3 protein-coding genes are annotated in these 4,558 nt (G+C 66.7%); 2 read left to right on the forward strand and 1 reads right to left on the reverse strand.

Features of this window, described 5'->3' with window-relative positions:
* Positions 1–382 precede the first annotated feature (382 nt).
* Entirely contained in the window at positions 383–2,293 is a 1,911-nt protein-coding gene (locus ACVOME_RS18555) for a CocE/NonD family hydrolase (RefSeq protein ID WP_277380808.1), read from the forward strand.
* 95 nt (positions 2,294–2,388) lie between these two features.
* Here ACVOME_RS18555 and ACVOME_RS18560 read toward each other — a convergent pair whose 3' ends face one another.
* A complete protein-coding gene (locus ACVOME_RS18560) occupies positions 2,389–3,480 on the reverse strand; it encodes an alkene reductase (protein WP_459062104.1) in 1,092 nt (363 codons plus the stop codon).
* A 172-nt stretch (positions 3,481–3,652) separates the two neighbouring features.
* Here ACVOME_RS18560 and ACVOME_RS18565 point away from each other — a divergent pair, with 172 nt between their 5' ends.
* Positions 3,653–4,411, forward strand: a complete 759-nt coding sequence (locus ACVOME_RS18565; RefSeq protein WP_053517641.1) for an SDR family NAD(P)-dependent oxidoreductase — start codon at positions 3,653–3,655, stop codon at positions 4,409–4,411.
* Positions 4,412–4,558: the final 147 nt, after the last annotated feature.

Below are 4,558 nucleotides of genomic sequence, written 5' to 3' on the forward strand. Positions count from 1 at the left end.
CCTGGGGCGGCCGCCCCCCGCCGTCGCCCCCCGCGGTCCCCCCCCGCCCCCCCCCGGGGCCGGTGTGTGGTGGCGCCCTGCCTCCGCGCCCCCCGGGAATGGCCCGGCGCTACCCCATGACCCGCACGAGCGGTAGCGCCAGGCCATGCCCGGCGGCGCAACGATGGGCAGAGGAATGCGGTAGCACCGGGCCATGCCCGGCGAGCGCAGCGATGGGCCGAGGAATACGGTAGCGCCGGGCCATGCCCGGCGAGCGCAGCGGCAGCATAGGCACATGTGCCATCAGTCCTGCCCGCATCCGCCGCAGAATGCAAAGCCGTCACACCCTTCACAGGGCAGGGCAGGAGTAGGCTTGGAACTTTCCCGCCGGAAGGGGTTGTCCATGCGTGTGCGTGCCGTTGCAATAGCCATCGCCCTTTGCCTGTCCAGCAGCGTGCTGGCTGCCGATACTCCGCCGATGACCCCGGACATCAGCGGCAAGCCTTTCGTTGCCCCGGATGTGGGGCGCGACTACGACAAGCGCGTGGTGATGATGCCGATGCGTGATGGCACCAGGCTGTATACGGTGATCGTGGTACCCAAGGGCGCCCGTAACGCGCCGATCCTGCTGACCCGCACCCCCTACGATGCTGCCGGCCGCGCCAACCGCAGTGACTCGCCGCGCATGCGCGACCTGCTGCCACAGGGCGACGAGGTGTTCGTCGACAGCGGTTACATCCGCGTATTCCAGGACATCCGTGGCAAGTACGGCTCCGAAGGCGATTACGTGATGACCCGGCCGTTGCGCGGGCCGTTGAACAACACCAAGGTGGATCACTCCACCGACGCCTGGGACACCATCGACTGGCTGGTGAAGCACGTGCCCGAGAGCAACGGCAAGGTCGGCATGCTGGGCTCGTCCTATGAAGGTTTCACCGTGGTGATGGCGTTGACCGATCCGCATCCGGCGTTGAAGGTGGCGGCACCACAGAGCCCGATGGTCGATGGCTGGATGGGCGACGACTGGCTCAACTACGGTGCCTTCCGCCAGGTCAACTTCAACTACTTCGCGATGCAGACCGAGAAGCGCGGCAAGGGCACGCCGCTGCCGAGCCTGGGCTATGACGACTACAGCACTTTCCTGCGCATCGGCTCGGCTGGCGACTACGCCCGTTTCACCGGCGTGGACCAGCTGACCTGGTGGAAGAAGCTGGTCGAGCACCCGGCGTATGACGCCTTCTGGCAGGGCCAGGCGCTGGATGCGGTGATGGCCAAGACGCCGTTGAAGGTGCCGACCCTGTGGTTGCAGGGCCTGTGGGACCAGGAGGACATGTGGGGTGCCAACCACGCCTACCAGGCGATGGAAGGGCGCGACAGCGGCAACGACCGCAACTATCTGGTGATGGGGCCATGGCGGCACAGCCAGGTGAACTACAGCGCCAGCGAACTGGGCGCGCTGAAGTTCGACGGCGATACCGCGCTGCAGTTCCGCCGCGATGTGCTCAAGCCGTTCTTCGACCAGTACCTGGTGGACGGCGCGCCGAAGGCGGACACACCGCCGGTGCTGATCTACAACACCGGTGAAAACCACTGGGATCGCCTGAAGGGCTGGCCGCGCAGCTGCGATCAGGGGTGCGCCGCCAGCAGCAAACCGCTTTATCTGCGTGCCGGCGGCAAGCTGGCGTTCCAGGCGCCGGCGGCGGGCGAGGGCGACTTCGAGGAATACGTGTCCGACCCGGCCAAGCCGGTGCCGTTCGTACCGCGCCCGGTGCGCTTCGGTGACCGCGACATGTGGACGACCTGGCTGGTCAAGGATCAGCGCTTCGTCGATGGCCGACCTGACGTGCTGACCTTCATCACCGAACCGCTGGCCGCGCCACTGCGCATCGGCGGCGCGCCGGTAGTGCACCTGCAGGCGTCCACCAGCGGCACCGACAGCGACTGGGTGGTGAAGCTGATCGATGTGTATCCGGACCAGGAGGCCTCGGCGCCGGAGATGGGCGGCTATGAGCTGCCGGTGTCACTGGCGATCTTCCGTGGCCGCTACCGCGAAAGCTTCAGCGATCCGAAACCGCTGGCGGCGAACCAGGTGCTGCCCTACCGCTTCGACCTGCCCAACGCCAACCACACCTTCCAGAAGGGGCACCGGGTCATGGTGCAGGTGCAGTCGAGCCTGTTCCCGCTGTATGACCGCAACCCGCAGACCTATGTGCCGAACATCTACCTGGCCAAGCCGGGCGACTACCAGAAGGCCACGCAGCGGGTCTGGCACAGCGCGGCGCAGGCCAGCTACATCGATCTGCCGGTGTACTGAAACGGGGCGGGCAACGCCGGGCGTGGCCCGGCGCCACCTTCCATGGGCAACGTCGGGCCATGCCCGGTCGCGGTGGACCGGGCTTGCACCTGTCGTCAGGCATCCAGTGCCGGGTAGTCGATGTAGCCGTGTTCGCCACCGCCATACAACGTGGCCGGGTCGAGCTCGGCCAACGGCGCACCGCTGCGCAGTCGCGCGACCAGATCCGGGTTGGCGATGAAGGGCCGACCAAACGCGATCATGTCGGCATAGCCGCTGGCAAGGGCCTGCCCGGCACGCTCAGCGTCGTATCCGTTGTTGGCGATCCAGGCGCCACGGAAGCGTGCGCGCAGCGCAGGGTAGTCGAATGGGATGTTGTCCCGATCGCCACCGGTTGCACCTTCGATGACATGGATGAAGGCCAGTCCGTCGATCGTGTCCAGGCGCTCCACTGCACGGTTGAACAGCGGTTGCGGGTTGCTGTCATGGGCATCATTGACCGGGGTGACCGGTGACAGGCGCACGCCGGTGCGGCCGGCGCCGATTGCTTCGGCGACCGCGCTGACCACCTCGAACAGCAGCCGCGTACGGTTCTCGATGCTTCCACCGTAGGCATCGTCCCGGTGGTTGCTGCCATCGCGCAGGAACTGGTCGATCAGGTAGCCGTTGGCTGCATGTACCTCGACGCCATCGAAGCCTGCGGCAATGGCATTGCGCGCGGCGATGCGGTAATCCTCGATGAGTTGCGGGATCTCCTCCAGCGCCAATGCGCGCGGCGCGGAGACATCCTCGAATCCATTGGCGGTGAAGGTCTTGCCGTTGGCGCGGAGGGCGCTGGGTGCCACCGGCACTTCGCCTTCCGGCAGCAGGCTGGTGTGGGAGATGCGACCCACATGCCACAGCTGCAGCACGATGCGGCCACCTTCGGCGTGTACCGCGTCGGTGATGGATTTCCACGCAGCGACCTGCTCGGCGCTGTAGATACCCGGCGTATCAAGGTAGCCCTGGCCCAGAGGGCTGATCTGGGTGGCTTCTGCAATGATCAGGCCGGCACTGGCACGTTGGCGGTAATAGGTGATCGCCAGCGGAGAAGGGACGCGGTCGGGCAGGGCGCGGTTGCGCGTCAGCGGTGCCATGGCGATGCGGTTCGCGGCAGCGATGTCACCCAGGTGAGTGGGCGTGAACAGCAGGGCGTCAGCGGGATTCATTGGAGTTTCCACAGCAGGGGAGGGTGAGGTCGAGCATACGGTCGAACGCGTTGCAGCGATGGGAAGGTTCGTTGCAGCGCCTGGAAGTGGCGCGGCCGTAACACGGCGGGGCGTACCGTGGGTCGCGGGTGGACGCGTGTCCACATCGATTCCCGATAGATGGAGAACACAGATGATCGACTATCAGCTCGGCGGCAAGACGGCGATCGTGACCGGTGGCGTTTCCGGCATCGGCCTGGCCGTGGCCGAACTGCTGGCAGCGTCCGGTGCTGCGGTGTCAGTGTGGGACCTGAAGCAGGACGCGGTGGACGCCACCGTGGAAGCGCTGGCCCGGCGTGGCAGCCGCGCCATCGGCATCGCCCTGGACGTCACGGATGAGGCTGCCGTGGAGGCGGCGGTGCAGCGCACAGTGAAGGAGCTGGGCGGCGTGCACGTCGCGGTCAACAACGCCGGCATCAGCGGTCCGGCGGCGAGCAGCGGCGACTATCCCGTCGATGGCTGGAAGCGGGTGGTCGATGTGAATCTGACCAGTGTATTCCTGTGCCAGCGTGCGCAGATCCAGGCCATGCGCGCGGCCGGGAAGGGCGGGAGCATCATCAACATGGCCTCGATCCTGGGCCAGGTGGGCTATGCCGGTTCGACCGCGTACGTGGCGGCCAAGCATGGTGTGGTCGGCCTGACGCAGACCGCGGCGTGGGAGCACGCCGCCGATGGCATCCGTGTCAACGCGGTGGGGCCGGGCTTCATCGCCACGCCGCTGCTGGAGAAGATGGATCCGAAGGTGCGCGCCACGCTGGAAGACCGCCACGCCTTGAAGCGCCTGGGCAAGGCCGAGGAAGTGGCGGCGCTGGTGGCCTGGCTGGCCAGCGACGATGCCTCGTTCGCGACCGGCACCTATTACGCGATCGATGGCGGTTATCTGGCGCAGTGATGCGGTGACCGCAGGGACGGTGGTGCCCGGCAAGGCCCCGCGCAAACCGCAGTAAGGGCCCAGGTTCGACCATAACCACCAAACCACCCCGGACGCGCAAACCAACCCGAAACAACCGGACACGTCCAATGAACAAAAACACGATAT

Source organism: Stenotrophomonas sp. STEN008 (assembly GCF_056760435.1).